20 protein-coding genes and 2 pseudogenes are annotated in these 17,652 nt (G+C 67.9%); 12 read left to right on the forward strand and 10 right to left on the reverse strand.

The features are described from left to right. The first annotated feature begins 456 nt into the window (after positions 1-456). Complete coding sequence (locus NET02_RS16025; RefSeq protein WP_284058440.1) at positions 457-1,347, forward strand: hydroxymethylglutaryl-CoA lyase; 891 nt, start codon at positions 457-459, stop codon at positions 1,345-1,347. 29 nt (positions 1,348-1,376) lie between these two features. Here the strand turns inward: NET02_RS16025 and NET02_RS16030 are convergent, their stop codons facing one another. Next, positions 1,377-2,288 (reverse strand): universal stress protein, encoded by a 912-nt coding sequence (locus NET02_RS16030; protein WP_284058441.1) that lies wholly within the window; start codon positions 2,286-2,288, stop codon positions 1,377-1,379. A gap of 194 nt (positions 2,289-2,482) precedes the next feature. Between NET02_RS16030 and NET02_RS16035 the strand changes: the two genes are divergently transcribed. Together NET02_RS16035 and NET02_RS16040 are read left to right on the forward strand one after the other, a co-directional pair. Next, on the forward strand, positions 2,483-2,893 hold the full coding sequence (locus NET02_RS16035) for a TIGR03667 family PPOX class F420-dependent oxidoreductase (protein ID WP_284058442.1): 411 nt from the start codon (positions 2,483-2,485) through the stop codon (positions 2,891-2,893). Positions 2,894-2,999: 106 nt separating this feature from the next. Continuing rightward, positions 3,000-4,127: an acetamidase/formamidase family protein gene (locus tag NET02_RS16040; protein WP_284058443.1), complete on the forward strand. Its 1,128-nt coding sequence runs from the start codon at positions 3,000-3,002 to the stop codon at positions 4,125-4,127. A gap of 200 nt (positions 4,128-4,327) precedes the next feature. On the opposite strand, the gene NET02_RS16045 is transcribed toward NET02_RS16040, so the two are convergent. The 3 genes from NET02_RS16045 to NET02_RS16055 all read right to left on the reverse strand — a co-directional run bounded on the left by NET02_RS16045 (position 4,328) and on the right by NET02_RS16055 (position 6,143). Then, entirely contained in the window at positions 4,328-4,759 is a 432-nt protein-coding gene (locus tag NET02_RS16045; RefSeq protein WP_284058444.1) for an OsmC family protein, read from the reverse strand. A gap of 203 nt (positions 4,760-4,962) precedes the next feature. Beyond that, on the reverse strand, positions 4,963-5,715 hold the full coding sequence (gene cofE, locus NET02_RS16050; RefSeq protein ID WP_284058445.1) for a coenzyme F420-0:L-glutamate ligase: 753 nt from the start codon (positions 5,713-5,715) through the stop codon (positions 4,963-4,965). Positions 5,716-5,747: 32 nt separating this feature from the next. Continuing rightward, positions 5,748-6,143: a PPOX class F420-dependent oxidoreductase gene (locus NET02_RS16055; RefSeq protein ID WP_284058446.1), complete on the reverse strand. Its 396-nt coding sequence runs from the start codon at positions 6,141-6,143 to the stop codon at positions 5,748-5,750. 162 nt (positions 6,144-6,305) lie between these two features. Here NET02_RS16055 and NET02_RS16060 point away from each other — a divergent pair, with 162 nt between their 5' ends. The 7 genes and pseudogenes from NET02_RS16060 to NET02_RS16725 form a co-directional block, all read left to right on the forward strand. Beyond that, positions 6,306-6,836 (forward strand): peroxiredoxin family protein, encoded by a 531-nt coding sequence (locus tag NET02_RS16060; protein ID WP_284058447.1) that lies wholly within the window; start codon positions 6,306-6,308, stop codon positions 6,834-6,836. After that, entirely contained in the window at positions 6,833-7,819 is a 987-nt protein-coding gene (locus tag NET02_RS16065; protein ID WP_284058448.1) for a M20 family metallopeptidase, read from the forward strand. The genes NET02_RS16060 and NET02_RS16065 overlap by 4 nt, the downstream gene beginning before the upstream one ends. A gap of 47 nt (positions 7,820-7,866) precedes the next feature. Then, positions 7,867-8,316, forward strand: coding sequence for a M20 family metallopeptidase (locus tag NET02_RS16070; RefSeq protein WP_284058449.1), 450 nt, complete (start codon positions 7,867-7,869; stop codon positions 8,314-8,316). An 86-nt stretch (positions 8,317-8,402) separates the two neighbouring features. Then, the gene (locus NET02_RS16075; RefSeq protein ID WP_284058450.1) at positions 8,403-8,879 is read left to right on the forward strand and encodes an RrF2 family transcriptional regulator; all 477 of its coding nucleotides are present in this window, start codon (positions 8,403-8,405) and stop codon (positions 8,877-8,879) included. A 24-nt stretch (positions 8,880-8,903) separates the two neighbouring features. Then, positions 8,904-9,569 (forward strand): DUF2249 domain-containing protein, encoded by a 666-nt coding sequence (locus tag NET02_RS16080; RefSeq protein WP_284058451.1) that lies wholly within the window; start codon positions 8,904-8,906, stop codon positions 9,567-9,569. Positions 9,570-9,586: 17 nt separating this feature from the next. Beyond that, positions 9,587-10,729 carry a hypothetical protein gene (locus NET02_RS16085; RefSeq protein ID WP_284058452.1) on the forward strand — a complete coding sequence of 381 codons (1,143 nt, stop codon included), beginning with the start codon at positions 9,587-9,589 and terminating at the stop codon, positions 10,727-10,729. Between the two features lie 724 nt (positions 10,730-11,453). Further along, a pseudogene (locus NET02_RS16725) lies at positions 11,454-11,954 on the forward strand (extracellular solute-binding protein); the annotation flags it as partial. A gap of 182 nt (positions 11,955-12,136) precedes the next feature. Here the strand turns inward: NET02_RS16725 and NET02_RS16090 are convergent. Beyond that, complete coding sequence (locus NET02_RS16090; RefSeq protein ID WP_284058453.1) at positions 12,137-13,729, reverse strand: recombinase family protein; 1,593 nt, start codon at positions 13,727-13,729, stop codon at positions 12,137-12,139. A gap of 67 nt (positions 13,730-13,796) precedes the next feature. Next, positions 13,797-14,030 carry a helix-turn-helix domain-containing protein gene (locus tag NET02_RS16095; protein WP_284058454.1) on the reverse strand — a complete coding sequence of 78 codons (234 nt, stop codon included), beginning with the start codon at positions 14,028-14,030 and terminating at the stop codon, positions 13,797-13,799. Between the two features lie 176 nt (positions 14,031-14,206). On the opposite strand from NET02_RS16095, the gene NET02_RS16100 reads away from it, so the two are divergent. Beyond that, positions 14,207-14,389 carry a hypothetical protein gene (locus tag NET02_RS16100; RefSeq protein WP_284058455.1) on the forward strand — a complete coding sequence of 61 codons (183 nt, stop codon included), beginning with the start codon at positions 14,207-14,209 and terminating at the stop codon, positions 14,387-14,389. Positions 14,390-14,471: 82 nt separating this feature from the next. Continuing rightward, positions 14,472-14,804 carry a hypothetical protein gene (locus NET02_RS16105; RefSeq protein WP_284058456.1) on the forward strand — a complete coding sequence of 111 codons (333 nt, stop codon included), beginning with the start codon at positions 14,472-14,474 and terminating at the stop codon, positions 14,802-14,804. Between the two features lie 209 nt (positions 14,805-15,013). On the opposite strand, the gene NET02_RS16110 is transcribed toward NET02_RS16105, so the two are convergent. The 4 genes and pseudogenes from NET02_RS16110 to NET02_RS16125 all read right to left on the reverse strand — a co-directional run. Beyond that, positions 15,014-15,244, reverse strand: a complete 231-nt coding sequence (locus NET02_RS16110; protein WP_284058457.1) for a hypothetical protein — start codon at positions 15,242-15,244, stop codon at positions 15,014-15,016. A 221-nt stretch (positions 15,245-15,465) separates the two neighbouring features. Continuing rightward, positions 15,466-16,737, reverse strand: a complete 1,272-nt coding sequence (locus NET02_RS16115; protein ID WP_284058458.1) for a phage major capsid protein — start codon at positions 16,735-16,737, stop codon at positions 15,466-15,468. 138 nt (positions 16,738-16,875) lie between these two features. After that, a complete protein-coding gene (locus NET02_RS16120; protein ID WP_284058459.1) occupies positions 16,876-17,226 on the reverse strand; it encodes a hypothetical protein in 351 nt (116 codons plus the stop codon). After that, positions 17,226-17,652 (reverse strand): annotated as a pseudogene (locus tag NET02_RS16125) (hypothetical protein); the annotation flags it as partial. The pseudogene NET02_RS16125 and the gene NET02_RS16120, both read right to left, overlap by 1 nt.

The raw sequence follows: 17,652 nt of genomic DNA on the forward strand, positions 1-17,652 counted from the left end.
CCTGAGCCAGGATCAAACTCTCCATCAAGCGTCCAACCCCACCGTCGCGGCGGGTTGATGCTCGCCTCTCGCCGGCCCACGATGCGCCTTGCCAGCGCTCGTGCGCCGTGGGGTCCCGTCGCGTGCGAACCACACTTCAGTTGTCAAGGTGCCTCGCCCTCTGCAGGGCGGGTCGACTCGTTCCGCTCGACCCGGAAGGTTTAGTATAGTCAAAATCCGGTGTTCTGTCAAGCCCCGGTCTCCCTCCCCTGGTGACCAGGGCCGCTGCTCGTACCGGAGCAGCGAGGTGATAGTCTACTGCTCCGACTCCTGGCTGTCAAGGGGAAACGAGAGAGAAATCGGGCTCCCCTGACGGGTATCGCATGGAGGGTGGTGCTCGCGGGGCAGCGCTTGCTCTCCGCGTAGTCTCGGCCTCCTGGCCGGTGAGGTCGGGTATGATCTTCCCGGAGGTGGCCCATGTCGTTCGTCGAACGATTGCCGCGCCAGGTCACCGTCGTCGAGGTTGGCCCGCGCGATGGCCTGCAAAACGAGGCGCAGCCGGTGCCCACCGAGTTGAAGGTGGCCTTCATCGAGCGGCTCGCTGACGCCGGCTTCCCGGTCATCGAGGTGACGAGCTTCGTGAGCCCGAAAGCCGTCCCGCAGCTCGCGGACGCGGAAGAGGTGATGCGGCGCATCGCTCGTCGTCCCGGCACACGCTACCTCGCGCTGGTGCCGAACGAGCGCGGGTTGGAACGTGCCCTCGCTGCCGGCTGCGACGCGATCGCCCTGTTCACCGCCGCGTCCGAGGCGTTCTCCCAGGCCAACGTGCGTGCCTCGATCGAGGAGACGTTCGAGCGCTTCCGCCCGGTTGCCGAGCGGGCGCAGGCTGCCGGCCTCTGGATCCGTGGCTACGTCTCTACGGCCTTTCATTGCCCGTACTCTGGCCCGGTCGACCCCCAGCAGGTTCTCTCGGTGGCCGATCGTCTCTTCTCCCTCGGCTGCCACGAGGTCGCGCTTGCGGACACGATCGGCCGCGCGACTCCGCGGGACGTCGACCGCCTGCTGGCGCTGGCCACGCGCGCGTTCAACCCGGGTCGCCTGGCGCTGCACTTCCACGACACCGCTGGGCTGGCGCTCGCCAACGTGATGGTCGGACTCGACCACGGCATCACCGTCTTCGACGCCGCGGCAGGCGGGCTCGGCGGCTGCCCCTTCGCGCCCGGCGCGCCAGGTAACCTGGCGACTGAGCGTCTGCTGGCCCTGCTCGCAGGGCTGGAGATCGAGACCGGCGTCGATCGGGAGGCTGTTGTCGCCGCGGTGACCGAGCTTCGCCAATCCGTGCCTGGGATCGGAGCGCGCGCCTGCTAGCGTTGGGGACGGCCCTAGCGGCACCGGCCCTACGCCTCGCTCGCCACCTCTTGGTTCGCGCCGTCCTGCGCGCGGAGGAGGAGCAGCGGACCAGCGTGGCTGGTGAGGAGGTCTTCGGTGACGCTACCGAGGAGCCAGCGACCGAGCCTGCCGCGCCCATGAGCGACCATGACGACGAGATCGGGCTGCCGCGCGGCGATGAAGCGGCGGAGCTGCTCGCCCGGCTCCCCGTGGAGCACGTGCTGCAGGATCGTTCGCCCGGACTGGCCAGCGAGCGCTTCAGCCTTTTGCTGGAGGTAGACCGCCGCCTCGCGCTCTGAGTCGTCGCGGTCGACACGTCCGGCGGGGAGATCGACGACGTGAACCAGTGTCACCTCCGCGTGAGCCAGGCCCGCGAGTTCCATCGCCGCTGGCAGCGCGCGCTCAGCGAGCGGCGAGCCGTCGAGCGGCACCAGGATCGTCCGTAGTAGCACCCGTGCGGGATGTTCGGCCGCTGGCGCGGCTGGTACGACGAGGACGGGGGCCGGAGCATCGCGCAGGACGCGGTCAGCGACGCTCCCGAGCAGCAGGCGCTCCAGTCCACCGCGACTATGGCTGGCGATGACGATCAGTGGAGCAGGCCAGCGCTCGACTTCGTCCAGGATCTCGGCAGCCGGATCGCCCAGCCGGAAGACGGCGCGCACAGTGAGGCCGCCGCTGCGCAGCCTGCTGATGGGCTCCCCGAGAAGCTCTGGCGCCTCGAGCTCGACCCTGGGCTGCGCTGGAGAGATCCACACGACCTCGCCACGGCGCGCATCGAAGACCGGGCGCATCTCCTCGAGGACGTGTAGCACGATGATCGAAGCACCGACCAGCTCGCCGATCGCGGCAGCGTACGGGATCGCTGCCTCTGAGGGCTCCGAGCCGTCGAGCGGGAGGATGATCGTCTCGAACAGCGGCATGCAGACCAGCCTTTCGGTGGCTCCCGCAGAATCTCGCTGGCACCGGTTATCCTACCTCGTAGACCCGCAACGGTGCCGGGTGGGCTGGGCATACGTTCGACAGTGTATCCTGGCCATTTGGAGGATGATGGAGGCGCTTCCCCTCGGGACAATGGATCTTGAGCGGAAGATGGCGGAGCGAGAGAGGACGTGGCATGGAACGGCTCAGGATTCCATCTGACGTAGAATCGCGGCTGGCTCGCGAATTGATCGCCTGGTTCACGACCGTGCGCGCTGATGGACAGCCGCAGCCGGTACCGGTCTGGTTTCTCTGGGAGGATGGGCAGTTCCTCATCTTCTCCCAGCCGCGCACGCAGAAGCTACGCAACATCCGCGCGAACCCGAAGGTTGCCCTTCACTTCAACTCGGATGAGCGTGGCGACTCGGTGGTGCGGTTCGAGGGCGTGGCGGAGATCGTGCCTGACGGCCGGCCCGCCACCGCGTTTCCCGCGATGATCGAGAAGTACCGTGAGGGCATTCGCAGCCTGGGGATGACACCGGAGTCATTCGCGGCGGAGTACTCGGTCCAGATCCGCGTCCGCCCGACCCGCCTGATGCACTGGTAGCGGTCTGCTCGAATTGTTCTTGTGCAGAGGAGCGAGCGGCGCTATTCTGCTCCTGTCTCATCGTGATGTAGGAGCTAAGCAGCTCGCGATCGAAGGGAGGGAGCGGATGCCGGCCAAGGTCCACCGCGTCAGGATCGACCCGTTCAAACCGCTGGCCGAGGAGCCGCACACCGGCCACAACCGCTGGCACGAGGCGATCGAGCCGATCCTCGAGGTCGAACCGGGCGAGCGGGTCATCCTCGAGACGCGCGACGCGTTCGACGCCCAGCTCACGCCCCAGTCCACGGCCGACGATGTGACCCGGGCTCGGCTCGGCCCGGTCCATCCCCTGACCGGGCCGGTCTACGTGAAAGGGGCAGAGCCTGGCGACCTCCTGGAGGTCAAGCTGCTGGAGATCGAGCCGGATCCCTGGGAGCACTGGGGGTATACGGCCGAGGTGCCCGGCTTCGGCTTCCTGCGCGACGTCTTCCCCGACCCGTACATCATCCACTGGCACCTGGTCGGCGACTACGCCGAGTCGCCGCAGCTCCCGGGGGTGCGCATCCGGCGGTGTCCCCACCCTGGAATTCTGGGCGTCGCGCCCTCGCGCGAGCTGCGCGAGCAGGCGACCCGGCGCGAGGCCGAGCTGGCGGTCCGTGGCGGCGTGGCGCTGCCGCCCGACCCCACCGACGCGGTGCCCTCGCAGGGGCCGGTCGCGACCGAAGGCCTGCGCACGATCCCGCCGCGTGAGAATGCCGGGAACATCGACATCAAGCAGATCACGCCGGGAGCGAGCGTGTTCCTGCCGGTCTGGGTCGAGGGAGCGCTCTTCTCCACCGGCGATGTTCATTTTGCGCAGGGGGACTCTGAAGCTTGCGGCACAGCGATCGAGATGCGGGCAGCAGTACACGTCGAATTCCGCGTGCACAAGGGCGAGGCGCAGCGCCGCGGCATCCGCACGCTCCAGTTCCTCCGCGACGGCTACTTCACCGAGCCCGAAATGGCAGCCCCTCGCCGCTTCTACGCGACCACCGGGATCTGCGTGCGGGAGGACGGCACGAATGAGTCGGAGAATCTGACGCTGGCCGCGCGCGATGCCCTGCTCAAGATGATCGACTACCTCGGCACCCGCGGCTTCGATCGCCAGCAGGCCTATGCGCTCTGCAGCGTGGCGGTCGATCTCCGGGTGAGCCAGGTGGTCGACGTGCCGAACTTTATCGTCAGCGCCCTCCTACCACTGGACATTTTCGTTTGAGACTGGCAATGCGAAACCGGCGAGTACCTCGGCGCTACGAGATGCCTCGGGAGAATGTCAGAGTGCGAGAGGGCAGGAGTCCCGGCCGCGTGGCCGGGACTCCTGCCTTGACGCCGTTCTCGTTCCCGGGCACAGGAGCCGGCTGCGAGCTCTGCTCGCCCAGCGGATCCCGCAGCTCGCCCTGATCGCGGCGCCGCCTTTCATCCTGCCAGGCGAGCGGAGAGGACGACCTCATCTACGCCGCGCAGCGCCTGGGAGACCGGACAGCCGTTCTTGGCCTGCTCGGCGACCTGCCGGAATGTCTGCTCGTCGATGCCGGGGACGTCACCCTGGGTATCCAGTTCGATCCTGGTAATCCGGAAGCCGCCTTCCACCTGCTCGATCCGAACCCGGGCCGTCGTCTCGATCCGGTTGGGTTGGTACCCGGCCTGGCCGAGCGCGAAAGCCAGCGCCATGCTGAAGCAGCCAGCATGCGCTGCGCCGATCAGTTCCTCTGGGTTGGTTCCAGGGTCTTCACCGAAGCGCGTGCCGGCGCTGAAGCTCAGGTTGAAGGAGCCGCTGCCGGCCGTCATCTGGCCAGTTCCACCCTGGAACGGTCCATTCCAGGTCGCCGTCGCGGTCCGTACAGGCATGGCAATACCCCCCTTCCTCCACGCCAGGCCGCAGGCCCGGTCGACGCCCACACCCTACCGTGTTGGAACCGTTGTGAGTTTGCCCTGCAAATCTCCACCTAAGCTCGTGTAATCGTCCCCAGTGTAATGCGAGCGCGTGAGCATGACAAGCCCTGCGGTCTGCAGCGTGGCCGGTACTCTGTGCCCATGGAGGGCGCGATCGGCTAGCGGAACAGGTCCCGCTCGGGCGGCATGACCAGGTCGGCAGCCCGGCCAGGGCCCGGCTGGTAGCGGTAGCCGCGCACGATCGCGGCCGGGCAGCGCTCGACTTTACCCATCACCAGCTCCGCCGCCGCAGCCAACTCGTCGGCGACCGCCATGATCGTGATCCGGAGCTCGTTGCCGAAGGTGTCTGCCTGGCCGCGGTAATCGAGCAGCGGCTGCATGCCGGCGGCGCCGATCGCGATGTTGACGATGCCGTTGCGCCAGGGGCGGCCGAAGGAGTCGGTGATGATCACCGCGTGCTCGCGGCCGAACCGTTGGATGAGGCTGGCGCGGATGTGCGCGGCCGAGGCGTCGGGGTCCTTTGGGAGGAGCGAGACATGGCCTGGCGGCACGTTCGAGGCGTCGACCCCGGCGTTAGCGCAGACGAACCCGTGCCGCGTCTCGGCGATGATGATGCCTCGATCCATACGGACGATGCGGGCGCTCTCCCGGAGCACGACCTCGACCTGCCGCGGATCTTTGCCGTAGCGGTGCGCGACCCACTCGGCGAAAGCTGATGGCTGCACGGTCTCGAGGGCGACGAGCCGGCCCTCGGCCTTCGACACCAGCTTGTGCGTGACGACGAGGACGTCGCCGGTCTCGATCTCTAGCCCGCTCTGCTCTAGGCCGGTGGCGATCAAATCGGCGACGTCGTCGCCGGCGCGCGCTTCTGGGATGCCTTCGACCCCGATGATCCGTATCTCCGGTGCCACCGGTCACGTCCTCTCTGCCGACTGGCCAGTCCTCAGAACCCCGCAGATATCACCCGCTCGATGGTGACGAGGATGGTGATCCGGTGCTGGCCGCTGAACTGCTCTGCGATCGAGCGGGCGCGCTCCGCCCCATGGTAGCGCATCGCGAGCCGGAGGATGTCCGCTTGGGCGCGCTCCTGGTCTTCGATCTGGCACGCGCGGCCACTGATGGTGACGTAGCGATAGCCGTCCTCGACGCAGAGCGAGACGCGCGGGTTGCGCCGCAGGTTGTTCACCTTGACTCGCCCGTCTGCCGTGTTCATCAGGATGGCGTCGCCCTCGAGGTCGTACCACATCACCGTCTGCTGCGGGCTGCCGTCCTCGTTGATGGTCGCCAGTACTGCCAAGCGCGGCTCGGCCAGGAACGCGCGGATCGCGGGGCTCAGCATGCCAGCTCCTCCCTGCACTCACTCGGAGCGTTCCGACTACACCCACACGCGATAAACTCACTGAGCCGGTCGAGTATTCCAGGGTACCGCCTGCGCGGCTCGGCAACGTGGCCGGCAAGACCGGCGGTCGCCAGGCTGGTTCGTCTGAAGGAGGGCAGGCATATGACAAGACTCTCCCCGGGCCACCCAGCGCCGGACTTCGAGCTAGAAGACGTCCACGGGCGAACCGTGCGCCTGGCGGACTTCCTCGGGCGGCAGCCGGTAGTGCTGGTCTTCCTGCGCGGCTTCGCCTGACCGCACTGCCGGAGGCACCTGGCGCAGTTGCGCCAGGACTACGAGAAGTTCCGCGCGCTGGGCGCGGAGGTGATCGCTATCGGCCCAGATTCGCCGGAAGCGTTCCGCCGCTACTGGGCCGAGCACCAGCTCCCCTTCACTGGCCTGGCTGATCCGAAGCACCTGGTAGCCCGGCTGTACGGCCAAGAGGTCAAGCTGCTCAAGCTCGGGCGCCTGCCCGCGGTCGTCGTCGTGGACCGCGCGGGCATCGTCCACACCGTCTACTATGGCGACTCGATGCGCGATATCCCGCCCAACGAGTCGCTGCTCGCGACGCTGGCCGCGCTCGATGCCGGAACGGACCAGTCCGCTGCGCGAGTGGCGCCTGCGCGTGAGAGTCGGGAGGAACATCAGGCATGACGGAGTACGACGAAGCCATTGACCGGGCCGTCGCCCAGCGGGCATCAGAGGCCTTCGCCCTTCTGCGGCAGCTCATCGCCTGCCGGAGCCTCCCCCTGGCCGAGGGGCGTCACGACCAACCAGAGACCGCGGTAGGCACGATGGCTTCGGCCCTGGCGCGGCTCGGTCTTCCCGTCGTGGCGCTGCCGACTGGGCCCGATAGCGAGACGCTGATCGCCCGCTTGGGCAGTCCCGACGCGGCTGGCCCCGTCGTGATCCTCGATGCCCACCTGGACACCGTGCCGCCGGGCGACCCGGCTGCCTGGCTCGGGCTCGACCCCCTATCGACCCACGAGGGAGTGGCGACGTACCTGGGCGATGGGCACGTCCAGCTCCGCTTCCCGGCGACCGGAATCGTCGTCGAGCGGCGGCTGCGCCGCCGGATGGCACGGGTCTGGGAGGCTCGAGGCGGGGGCGAGCGCGCGGTGATTGCCGGGCGGGGCGCCTTCGACAACAAGGGCCCGGCGGTGACGCTCTGGCTGACCCTAGCAGCGCTCCGCGACTGCTTCGGCACGGGAGGGCTGGAGGGCTCGCAGGTGTTCGCTATCTTCAGCACCGATGAGGAGCAAGGAGAGCGCGGCATCCGCGCGGCGGTCGATTGGCTGGCCCGGCAAGGCTACCTCGACCGGCCACTGACGACCGGCGGCTACCGGCAGGGCATGGCAGCCATCGTCCTCGAAGGCTCCTACAGCTACCTGCCAGTGGTCGGGCATCGCGGCAGCGCGCTGTTCGCGCTGCGCACGAGCGGGCGGGCGGCGCACGCTGCGACGCCGGATCTGGGCGACAATGCCGTGTTGCGGATGGCTCGGCTGCTGGCCAGGCTGGAGGAGAGCTGGCTGGGCTTCCGGACGAGCAGTCTCGATCCCCTCATGCCTGACCGGTTGCTCGAGCCGGCGACGGTCGCGCTGGGGACGACGATCGCCGGGGGGGGGTCGTGCGGATAGAACCCGGGCCCGCGGGCCCGCGCGTGGAGCGCGCGGGGACGAACGTCGTGCCTGACTGGTGCGAGGCGACGCTCGATCTACGCTTTCCGCGCGGGGCCAGCACCGCCGAAGAGCTCGTGGAGGCGCTCGCTCGCGCCGTCTCGGACTGGGTGCGTGAGCAGGAGCCGGCGGCCACGGTTCGGCTCCTTCGCTGGTCGTCGCCGGCGGCGCTGGGCGACACGCCAGAGGCCGCACTTGCCGATCCCCTCGTCCAGGCGGTTGCCAGCGCGCGAGAGGCCGTGCTCGGCCTGCCGAGCTACCCGGAGACCGCGCCCGGCGGCACCAACGGGACGGTGCTACTGAACGAGGGACGGATCCGCACGCTGATCGAGTGCGGGCCAGGCGGTGGTCTCTCGCACGAGCCCTTCGAGTTCGTCGACCGCGATGACCTGGTCGACGGGGCACGCATCCTCTCCCGCGCGATCCTCGCGCTCCTGCCCGGTCTCGCCGCTCGCTAGTGACGCTCAGGGGCGGCGCATCCTCCTGAGCCGGCTCGCTTGCAAAGCTCATATGCTCATGATAATATCACCTTAAGGAAACGGAGGTGCCCGTGCTCAGCCAGACGTCTCGCTACGCGTTGCACGCGCTGATCGTGATCGCCCGCTCGAGCGGCCAGGCGAATGTCCGCGTCATCGCCGAGGAGACCTCTATCCCCATGAACTACCTCGGCAAGATCCTGCACGTTCTCGGCCGGCGTGGCCTGCTGCGTTCCTCGCGCGGGGTCGGCGGCGGCTTCTGGCTTGCCCGGCCGCCGCAGCAGATCCCGCTGATCGAGATCATCGAAGCCTTCGAGGATCGTCAGTTCTTCGCTCGTTGCCTGCTGGGCAGCGAGAGCTGCCCGGAGGGCCGTCCCTGCGCGGCCCATGCGCTGTGGGCTCCGATCGTCGAGCAGACCCGGCAGTTCTTCGAGGCCACCACCCTGGCCGATCTCCTCGCTGAAGGCCAGGCGCTGGAGGCGCTTGCCGGGCCGGCTCGGCTGCCGAGCGGGTCCGAGTTGTCGATCGATGGTGTGGAATGGTGAGCCAAGCGGAAGGAGCACGCGCGAATGCCGCTCACCACTGAGATGATTCGCCGTCATCACCGCGAGCTCTATGCCGAGCTCGAAGCACTCATGCCGGAGGAGCGTCCGGAGGGGGAGCCGGCGGCCGACCCGCGCGCCGTCGTGCACTTCTTGCGCGAGGAACTGCTGCCGCACGCGGCTGAAGAGGAGCGCGAAGTGTACGACGTGGTCGACGCCCTCGCTGGCGCTCCCTTCCGGGTAACGGAGCCGATGCGGCTGGATCACGTCGCGATCGGCGCGGGTGTGGAGCGACTGTCTTCGCTGGCGCAACAGATGGAGACCGCCACTGAGAGCGAGCGGGCTCTGTTGTCCCGAAGATTCTGGCAGGAAGCGGATCGGCTCGGCTCGATTATCCGGCTCCATTTCGAGAAGGAGGAGCTGGCATACCTACCGCTGCTGGAGCAGCGGGAAGGCGCAGAGCCTGCCGACGCCGAGGTGCTGGATGTGCGCGAGGTACCGCCGGCCCGGAGGCACGATCTGATCTTCGGGGCGTACGCTCGCTTGCGGCCTGGCGAGTCGTTCATTCTGGTCAACGACCACGCCCCGCGCCCGCTGTACTACCAGTTCCAGGCTGAGCATGCCGGCGAGTTCACCTGGGAGTATCTGGAACAGGGGCCGGAGGTCTGGCGAGTGCGCATCGGGCGACCGTGAGACAGGGCGGGGCCGGGATGGGTGAGACTGCCGCGGGGCGTCGCGCGCCGGCAGGGCTCTCGCTCGGCCGTGCTGCCGCCGCTCGCCTCCGGCTTCGCCGCGCGCTCCTCGGGACTGGGGTCATCGGGCTCGCCGCGGGCGTGTGGGCTGGGCTCGAGCGGATGGGGTGGGCGCTCCCAGGCGGGAGTGCCCACCTAGCTGCCGGGCACGGTCCGCTGCTGGTTATCGGCTTCTTCGCCTCGCTCATCGGTCTCGAGCGGGCCGTGGCGCTCGGCCGAAGCTGGGCCTTTGCCGGCCCGCTCGCCGCCGCGGTGAGTCTCGTTGCCCTCCTGGCCGGTCTTCCGTCGCTCGTGGTGCGGGCGAGCGCCACGCTGGCCGTGGCTGGCGTGGCGCTCGTCTTCGCCTATCTGGCCTGGCGGGGACAGGCACTGCATCTGAGTGTGATGCTCGCCGGCACGTTGGCCTGGGTTTGGGGAAACCTCGGCTGGCTGGCGGGTTGGCCAGTCAAGAGCGCCGTTCCTGCCTGGCTCGCCGGCTTCGTCCTGGTGATCGCGGGGGAGCGGCTGGAGCTAGGCCGCTTGGTCACTCGCGGAGGACTGGCACGGCAGCAGTTCGTCGCTGCGGCAAGTGCCGTGTTGCTCGGCGCTGCCCTCTGGCCGGCCTGGCAAGGAGCCGCCGCGAGGCTCTTCGGCCTCGGCCTGCTGGGACTCGCCGCCTGGCTGCTCCGCTACGACCTCGCGCGCCGTGGCCTGCGTCACCCGGGGTTCCATCGCTATAGCGCCATATGCCTGCTCTCCGGCTATGCCTGGCTCGGGTTCGGCGGGCTGCTCTACCTCGTGTGGGGGGCGCAGGCCGGTGGGTTGCGGTACGATGCGCAGATCCACGCGGTGACACTGGGGTTCGTCTTCTCGATGGTCTTCGCCCACGCGCCGATCATCTTCCCGGCTGTGACTGGCCTGCGTTACCGCTACCTGCCGATCTCCTACCTTCCTCTGCTGGTACTGGCTGCCTCGCTCCTGGTGCGGCTGGCTGGCGACATAACGGCGATCGCCGATCTCCGGCGCTGGGGTGGACTCGGCAACGGTGTGGCGTTGCTGCTGTTCGTGCTCGCTACCGCAGCCAGCGTCCGCGCTGCCCTGACCGTACCCCGGTCAGGGTGAGGTGCTCAGCGAGATGGGACACCTCGGAGGGCACCTCTCCTCTCCTGCCCTGCTTGCCTGCCTGTACGACCGAATAAGCAATCGCTCGACACAGCGGGGACGTTATCATTGAAAGGAGTTCGCAGGGCTGTACTTCGCACGTGAGGAGGAGCACACGATGGAGAAGCCAGCAAGCAGGTCATCAGATGACCCGTTGACTTCGCGACGGGTTAGCCGGCGGGTTGTGCTCCGTCACAGCGTGGCGGCTGGACTCTCGCTGATCGTGCTCTCGCAGCTTCTCGCGGCGTGCCGTGGAGCGGAGGAGGCGGCGCCGCAGCCTACCCAGGCTGCCGGCGCGGCGACGCCTGCCGCTGCGGAGAAGATGCGAGTACCCATCGTCAACAAAGAGATGACGAGGGACGATATCGTCGCCGCAATCGAGCAGGAGGGTGAGCTCGTCGTCGCCAACTGGACGTACACGGCCAACGATCAGATCGTCGCGCAGTTCCAAAAGTATGTGAAGGATACCTACGGCGTCGAGATCAAGCTAATCTACGAAGGCACTCAGGCGCCCAGCACGTACCTGACGAATCTCTATACTGCCCTCAAGGCCGGTAACCCTTCCCCCTACGATGTGATGGCGATCGAAGAGAACTACTGGGCAGAGGCCAAGCTACAAGATCCGCCGGTGCTCGAGGAGTACCTCCCCTCGCCGCTGATCCCGAACGCGGAGCGGGTCGACGAGATGTTCCGTCGCTTCCCGACCGCGATCGGCTTCCAGGCCTCGGCTACGCCGGGCATCGTCTACAACAAGGCCAAAGTGGACTTCCTGAAAGACTGGAAAGACCTCGCCGACGAGCGGCTCAAGGGTAAGCTCACGCTGCCGCTCCCGGGCGACATCACGTGCGGCGGGTTCTTGCTCGGACTGGCGGCGTCGCTGGGCAAGGACTACAAGAACCCTGATCAGATGAAGGAAGTGATCGACTTCGCAGTCGACGAGATCGGCCCCAACGTGCTGAAGTACATGACCGACAGCGCCGAGATGCAGCAGCTTCTGCGCAGCGAGGCGGCGTGGGCGGTCGGGTTCTGGAACTCGCTGGCGCGGCTGGAGTTCCTCTCCGGCTACGAGAACACGGTCTTCATGATCGCCGAGTCAGGACAGTATCTGGTCAACGGCTATCTCTGGATCCCCAAGAGCGCCCCGCATCCGATACTGGCCCAGATCTTCTGCGACTGGCGCCTGAGCGACAGCGCGCAGTTCCCTAATGACTGGGGCATTGAGAAGGGGCCGTGGGCCGAGCTGCAAGAAGGCCTGCTCGGCCCGTCCTACGAGAAGGATATTCCCGATTGGTTCAAGGATCAGTACTACACGTACTACCCGACGTTGGATCAGCTCCGCACGCAATACAAGAGCGTGGACTGGGACTACTATGCCCAGCACAGCAAGGAGTGGTTATCCCCGCCTCGTAGCCTGATGGCCGCGTCCCACTCGATGCTGAAGCGGTGCTTGCGGCCATACGGCTGGCCGTGCTCGGGGTCGTGCCGCACCACCCCACGCAGCCGCAGGAGCTGGAAGAGCTCCCGGCGCTCCTGGGCCGTCGCGGCCGCCAGGCCGGTGGTGACGTCGTCGACGAAGGCGAGCACGTCCTGGGCCGCGGCCGCCGTCAGCCCGTCAGGGGGCGCCAGGGCCTCCAGCTCGGCCGTGAGCCGGACGATGGTCTGCTCGATCTGGCCCGCGAGAGTGCGGAGCGCCCGCTCGGCCTCGCTCCCCGGCTCGGCGTCGATCCGCTCCGCGGTGACCCGCTCGAGCCGGCTGCGCTGCCGGGCGATCTCCCGCTCGATCGCCTCACGCCGCTCAGCGATGCGGGCCGCCTGCTCCTGGGTGCGCTCGGTGGCGGCGGCGAGCGCGGCCTCGAGGTAGGCGCGGTCGAGCAGCGTCGAGCTGACGAGGGCCCACGCTGCCGCCTCCACGTCCCCCGCGTGCACCGGGGGGAGCGGGCACCAGGGCTTGCCCTGCCGCCGGGCCGCGCTGGGGAAGTGCCGGAGACAGGTGTAGTAGCGGGTACCGTTGTTCTCGGTACAGGCGAGCTGGCCCCCGCAGTGCTGGCAGGTCAAGAGCCCCTGGAGCAGGTAGGGGGCTTCGGCCCCGCCCGCGGGGCGCCGCTGGTGGCGCCGGCGCGCGAGCTGCTCCTGGACGCGGCGCCACTGCGCCTCGCTGACGAGCGGCGGCACCGGGACGGTGACCCAGCTCTCGGGGTCGTGCGGGCGGATGCGGCGTCCGTAGGTGTAGCGGCCGGTGTAGACCGGGTTCTTGGCGATGGCCAGGACGGCGGCGTTCGACCAGCGCCCGCCGCAGGTGGTCGGCACGCCGCGGGCCTCGAACAGGCGGGCGACGGCTTCGGTCGGCTGTGTCTCAAGCAGCGTGAAGAGCTCCTGGGCATACGGCGCGGTCGCCGGGTCGGGCTCGAGCCCGGTTACGCGGCCGTGCTGGTCACGCGCCCAGCGGTAGCCGAATGGCGGTTTCCCGCCGCCGGGCACGGCGCCGTTGCGGGCCTTCTGGAGCTTACCGAGGGCCGTGCGCAGCGCGATCTTCTCGCGCTCGTACTCGGCGATAGAGAAGAGCTGGTGCTTGAGCAAACGCCCTTCCGGCGTGTCCTCGACCGGCACCCGCAGGTAGTGGACGCGGACGCCGTACTTGCGGAGCTGCTCTTCGAGCACGAGCGCCTTGGTCAGCGAGCGAGCGAAGCGGTCTAAGTCCCACACGAGCAGCACTCGGAAGCGCCGCTGGCGGGCGGCCTCCAGCATGGCCTGCAGCCCTGGCAAGTCCCAGTCGGCACCGGAGGCGTCGTCGTCCACGCCGTCGCGGAAGCGCAGGTCGTCGGGCAGGAGCCAGCCCTGCTCGGCCGCGTAGGCTTCGAGGCTGTGGGCCTGGGCTGCGAGCGAGAAGCCGCGCTGGGCCTGGAACTGCCGGGAGACGCGCTCGTAGGTGGCGCAGACGAGCGGCTCAGGTGGTAGACTCATAACAGTCACTCCTTTCGTGGCGACGCCCCGCGTTGGCCGGCAAGCCTTCAGCGCGGGGCGTCGAGCTTTATCGCTCTTCCTCTTCCGGTTCGCCGAGCGTGAGCAGCCGCTCGATCTCGCTCTTCGGGATGCGCCAGCCGGCACGTGCCGTCGGGAGCTTCACGCCGCGGATCAAGCCTCGCTGGAGCCAGCGACGGATGGTGAATTCGCTGACTCGCAGCGCCTCAGCCGCTTCCTTCAGCGTCAGCCACTCTTTGTCCACTGCCGTGCCTAACTCAGCGACGCTCGCTATCGCCAGCATCTTACTCGCACCTCTTGACAATGCCAACCGTCGGGTCTATTCTAGCATTAGCGAGCAATAGTGAGCTATAATAAGCAAAGCCTGGCGATGCAAAGGAGCCAGCCATGCCGCGCGCGCCGCCAGCGTGGCTACAGGCGAACAGTCCGCGAGCGTTACAGCTGAAAGGGAGGATCATTGTGGACGTGCGGGAACTGGAGCGGCTGCTCATGGAGGTTGCTGCTCACTACGCCTGGCGCGGGTACGACGGCGTCACGTTGTTTTTCGCCGCCCGGCTGGCCGCTGAGGATGATCCGACCGGCCGCATGGCCCGGGTGGCGCTGGAACTGTTCCAGGAGCGCGCATGCGCTTACGGGGGATGAGGCCTCGCCGCTCCGTGACCTTGCGCAGGTGCTCGACCGGCTGGCTCGTGGTCAGGCTTGAACCGTGAAGGGGGAACCGACGATGGACGTGATCGAGATCCGCGAACGCATGATCACGCTGTACCTCACCCCAGAGGATGCCTTCTGCTTGGCGTCGGCCCTTCGGGTGGCCAAGCTCAAGGCCGGCGATGCGAACACGAGCTGCTGGCTGACAACCACTCGCAGCTGCCTCGAGGCGGCCGCTCTAGCTGCCGGCGCCTTCAGCCTCTGTCACCCAGAAACGGCGGCACGGCTGTCGCTGTCAGCATTACGGGCTGGGCGTATCCTTGATCGTGTCCCCCTCACATTTGATGTAGATATCTTGCCGCGTGCGGAGCCCGTGATGGACACCGCGGAGGAAGGAGAGCCCGCTTAGGACGTCTCGCCGCCACGGCCGCCGATCCCGCCTGGTGAGCGCAGGCACCAGGCGCGAACAGCGTAGCACACTCCCCTCCCTCCCTGTGCCGCCGGCCGGTTCCCTCGCGGAGCCGGCCGGTCTCTGTGTTTCCGAGCGTCTTGGCTGGCGGGGGTGGAGTGGCGTGTTCAGGTTCTTCATGTGAAGAACCTGAACACATGGCATCGTTGTCACCACACCAGCGCCGCGCGCTCGTCCTCGTCAGCTCGCTCGGCTGGATAGCGCTTCCCATCCAGTCCCAGTGTCCTCGCTGGCTCAGGTGGGAGAGCTTGTTCAGGTGTCCAGGATTGGACACCTGAACTCTCTTCTTTCATCTCGCCACACCAGAGCTCGATCGTGCTTTTCGGAATCCCCGTCGCCTGCTCGATCTGCCGGTAGCTCCACCCGAGCTCACGCCACAACCGACGAACGCCAGGGAAACCGTCAAGAGCCGGGAGAAAAGCTCGGGAAGGCAAAAAATCGCCCAATTTCGAAGGGAAAAATTTCGAGGTGGGGCGCGGGTCTCGGAGCTGGCGCCGTGAAGATTTCGCCCGGCTATCCCCATCACGACAGCAAAACGACAGCGCCGGCCGTGGTGACCGACGCTGTCGCAGGGAAGGAAGAGACCTGATCGCCGGCGAGGCTACGCTGGCGGGATGATTCCGCGGATCACCGCGAACGCGCCTGGCCGGATCAACGCGATGTCCGCTCGCAAGTATGCCACGAACCCGACTTGCAGGTTGGCCGCGAACAGCTCCTGCAACGGCAGCACCTGCATCTGCGTCCGCACGCCGATCACCAGGTTGGCGAAGTCGGCCATGAAGACGTCGCTGGCATTGGTGGCCGTGCCGTGGGTGAGGTCGGTCGGCACCTGGGTCGTGGGCAGCATGCGCAGGTCGCGCAGGATCGCCGGTGGCTGCAGCGGCTGACCGGTCGAGTCGGTGAGACTCTCGATCTCGACCAGCGTCCGCGGCGCCAGGATCGCGGCCGTCGGGGTGTGGTTGTTCGCCAGCACGAGCTGGTACGCCTGGAGCAGCGGCTTGTAGTCGGTGAGCGCCGCGCCGTCCGTCCCCATGTCGTAGACGACGATGCCGCTCGTGTTGACGATACCGCGCGGCTCGGTCGCCGTGCCGGCGCCGTACAGCGCGGCCTTATCCAGTCCGAGGCTCAGCGACTGGGCGAAGGCGTTGCGAAGGATCGGCTCGACCTCCGGCCGCGCGTCCTCGATCAGCTGCCGGCTGACCTTCACCAGCACGGCTAGGGTCTTCGCCTCGAGCTGCACGCTGCCGAACTCCGGATCGCTCTCAGTCACGGTCGCGTGCTCGGCGATCCAGGACGGGACGGGGTCGCGGGTCAGCTTGGGGAGCGTGAGCGTCGCCGAGTCCATGCGTACGGTCCGAGCGCCCGCCTGGATCACCCGTGCCTGCGCGCGCGCCAGGTCGATGATCTGGACGGCCAGCGGTTCAGGCACCAGGTAGCCGCCAGCAGATGGGGTGCCGATGCCCAGCGCGCGCGTCTCGGCGTCCCATGCCCCGGTGAAGACCCCCCGGAGGAACTGGCCCAGGCCGACCGTGGAAGCGCCGGCCGGTGGCGGCGTGATGTCCGCCAGGCGCTGCTCGGGTGCCAGCAGGCCGTTGGAGCGCTCGAGCGGCCCGCCCATGGACGTGCCCCGCTGGTGGTCGCCAACCTGCGGCAAAAGCGCCGGATCGACGGTGCGCTTGGCCTCCCGGCTCGCGAGCTCCTGATCGATCTCGTTCACGGTCGCCTCGAGCTGGTCGAACTCGGCCGCCTCGTGCGGGGAAAAGAAGCGGCGCTCCTTCCCCGCCCGCTCGATAAGCACATCCATCCGCTCGAGCGCGTGCTCGCGCTCCTGCCGAAGCTCGTTGACGTCCATCAGGTGAAACTTCTTCTTCACGGTTGTGCCCTTCCGACGATGACGGACGATCTCTCAGCGAGGTGGCTCATCGCCGGCGTCGCTGTGCCGCCGCGGCGAGGTGGCTCATCGCCGGCGTCACCGGGCGACAGCCCAAGTATACCGTGTACGGACACGCAATCATGCCTGCTCCTCGATCAGGCCGCGGCGCCTCAGCTCCATGTCGAGGTGCGGCAGGAGCTGGCGCCACAGCGGCCAATCGAGGGCCCCCGCCGCCTCGTCAGCGGTCACCGCCCACCCGATCAGCGCGAGCTCCCGGTCACTGAGTCGCGAAAGGTCGAGTGGCTCCGGGTCGAGCTCGATCCACCGCCGAGCCAGCTCGCGTCGGCAGGCGTTGGCAATCGCGCGCTTGACGTGCTCCGGCAAGACGTTCCGGGTCTGCGATGCCCCGATCAGGCACACCACCAGCCGGGGCTCTTCAAGCCCCGCGAGAAGGTCCTCGAGCATGATCGGGCCGAACGGCACAGCCATCACATTCCCCCCTTTCGCACCAGCGCTGGATCACTCGCCCGCACGTAGTTCCGGCAGCGGTCGCACCGGAGCCAGCCGTCGCGCTCGCTCGGCTCCAGCACCCCGCCACAGCGGCAGCGTGCGGAACCAACCTGACCTGGAACGTATAGAGGGGGTTCGTTCCAGGTCAGGTTCTGCTCCGGAGAGGCGCCACTAACCTGGAACGGCGATCCCTCGTTCCAGGTTAGGTTGGCGCTCCCCTCGTAACCTGACCTGGAACGGTCACTATATAGTGGTTCCAGGTCAGGTTGTGGCGCGTCGTGCAGTCGCCAGCGGTAGGTGGCGCCCTTCCGATCCTCAGCGGGGTCACGCTCGACCTGCCCCTGCTCCCAGAGGTCGGTCAACGCCTTCAGCACCTGCCGGTGGCTCGGCTTGGGCTCCGGCAGC

The organism is Thermalbibacter longus, from assembly GCF_023806485.1.
GTDB classification, from domain to species: domain Bacteria; phylum Chloroflexota; class Chloroflexia; order Thermomicrobiales; family Thermomicrobiaceae; genus Thermalbibacter; species Thermalbibacter longus.

What these genes read in the sequence shown, in the direction of transcription:
- NET02_RS16025 (WP_284058440.1), top strand. Translation starts at nt 457, where the DNA reads ATGTCGTTCGTCGAACGATTGCCGCGCCAGGTCACCGTCGTCGAGGTT.
- NET02_RS16030 (WP_284058441.1), bottom strand. Translation starts at nt 2,288, where the DNA reads ATGCCGCTGTTCGAGACGATCATCCTCCCGCTCGACGGCTCGGAGCCC.
- NET02_RS16035 (WP_284058442.1), top strand. Translation starts at nt 2,483, where the DNA reads ATGGAACGGCTCAGGATTCCATCTGACGTAGAATCGCGGCTGGCTCGC.
- NET02_RS16040 (WP_284058443.1), top strand. Translation starts at nt 3,000, where the DNA reads ATGCCGGCCAAGGTCCACCGCGTCAGGATCGACCCGTTCAAACCGCTG.
- NET02_RS16045 (WP_284058444.1), bottom strand. Translation starts at nt 4,759, where the DNA reads ATGCCTGTACGGACCGCGACGGCGACCTGGAATGGACCGTTCCAGGGT.
- NET02_RS16055 (WP_284058446.1), bottom strand. Translation starts at nt 6,143, where the DNA reads ATGCTGAGCCCCGCGATCCGCGCGTTCCTGGCCGAGCCGCGCTTGGCA.
- NET02_RS16065 (WP_284058448.1), top strand. Translation starts at nt 6,833, where the DNA reads ATGACGGAGTACGACGAAGCCATTGACCGGGCCGTCGCCCAGCGGGCA.
- NET02_RS16080 (WP_284058451.1), top strand. Translation starts at nt 8,904, where the DNA reads ATGCCGCTCACCACTGAGATGATTCGCCGTCATCACCGCGAGCTCTAT.
- NET02_RS16085 (WP_284058452.1), top strand. Translation starts at nt 9,587, where the DNA reads ATGGGTGAGACTGCCGCGGGGCGTCGCGCGCCGGCAGGGCTCTCGCTC.
- NET02_RS16090 (WP_284058453.1), bottom strand. Translation starts at nt 13,729, where the DNA reads ATGAGTCTACCACCTGAGCCGCTCGTCTGCGCCACCTACGAGCGCGTC.
- NET02_RS16095 (WP_284058454.1), bottom strand. Translation starts at nt 14,030, where the DNA reads ATGCTGGCGATAGCGAGCGTCGCTGAGTTAGGCACGGCAGTGGACAAA.
- NET02_RS16105 (WP_284058456.1), top strand. Translation starts at nt 14,472, where the DNA reads ATGGACGTGATCGAGATCCGCGAACGCATGATCACGCTGTACCTCACC.
- NET02_RS16120 (WP_284058459.1), bottom strand. Translation starts at nt 17,226, where the DNA reads ATGGCTGTGCCGTTCGGCCCGATCATGCTCGAGGACCTTCTCGCGGGG.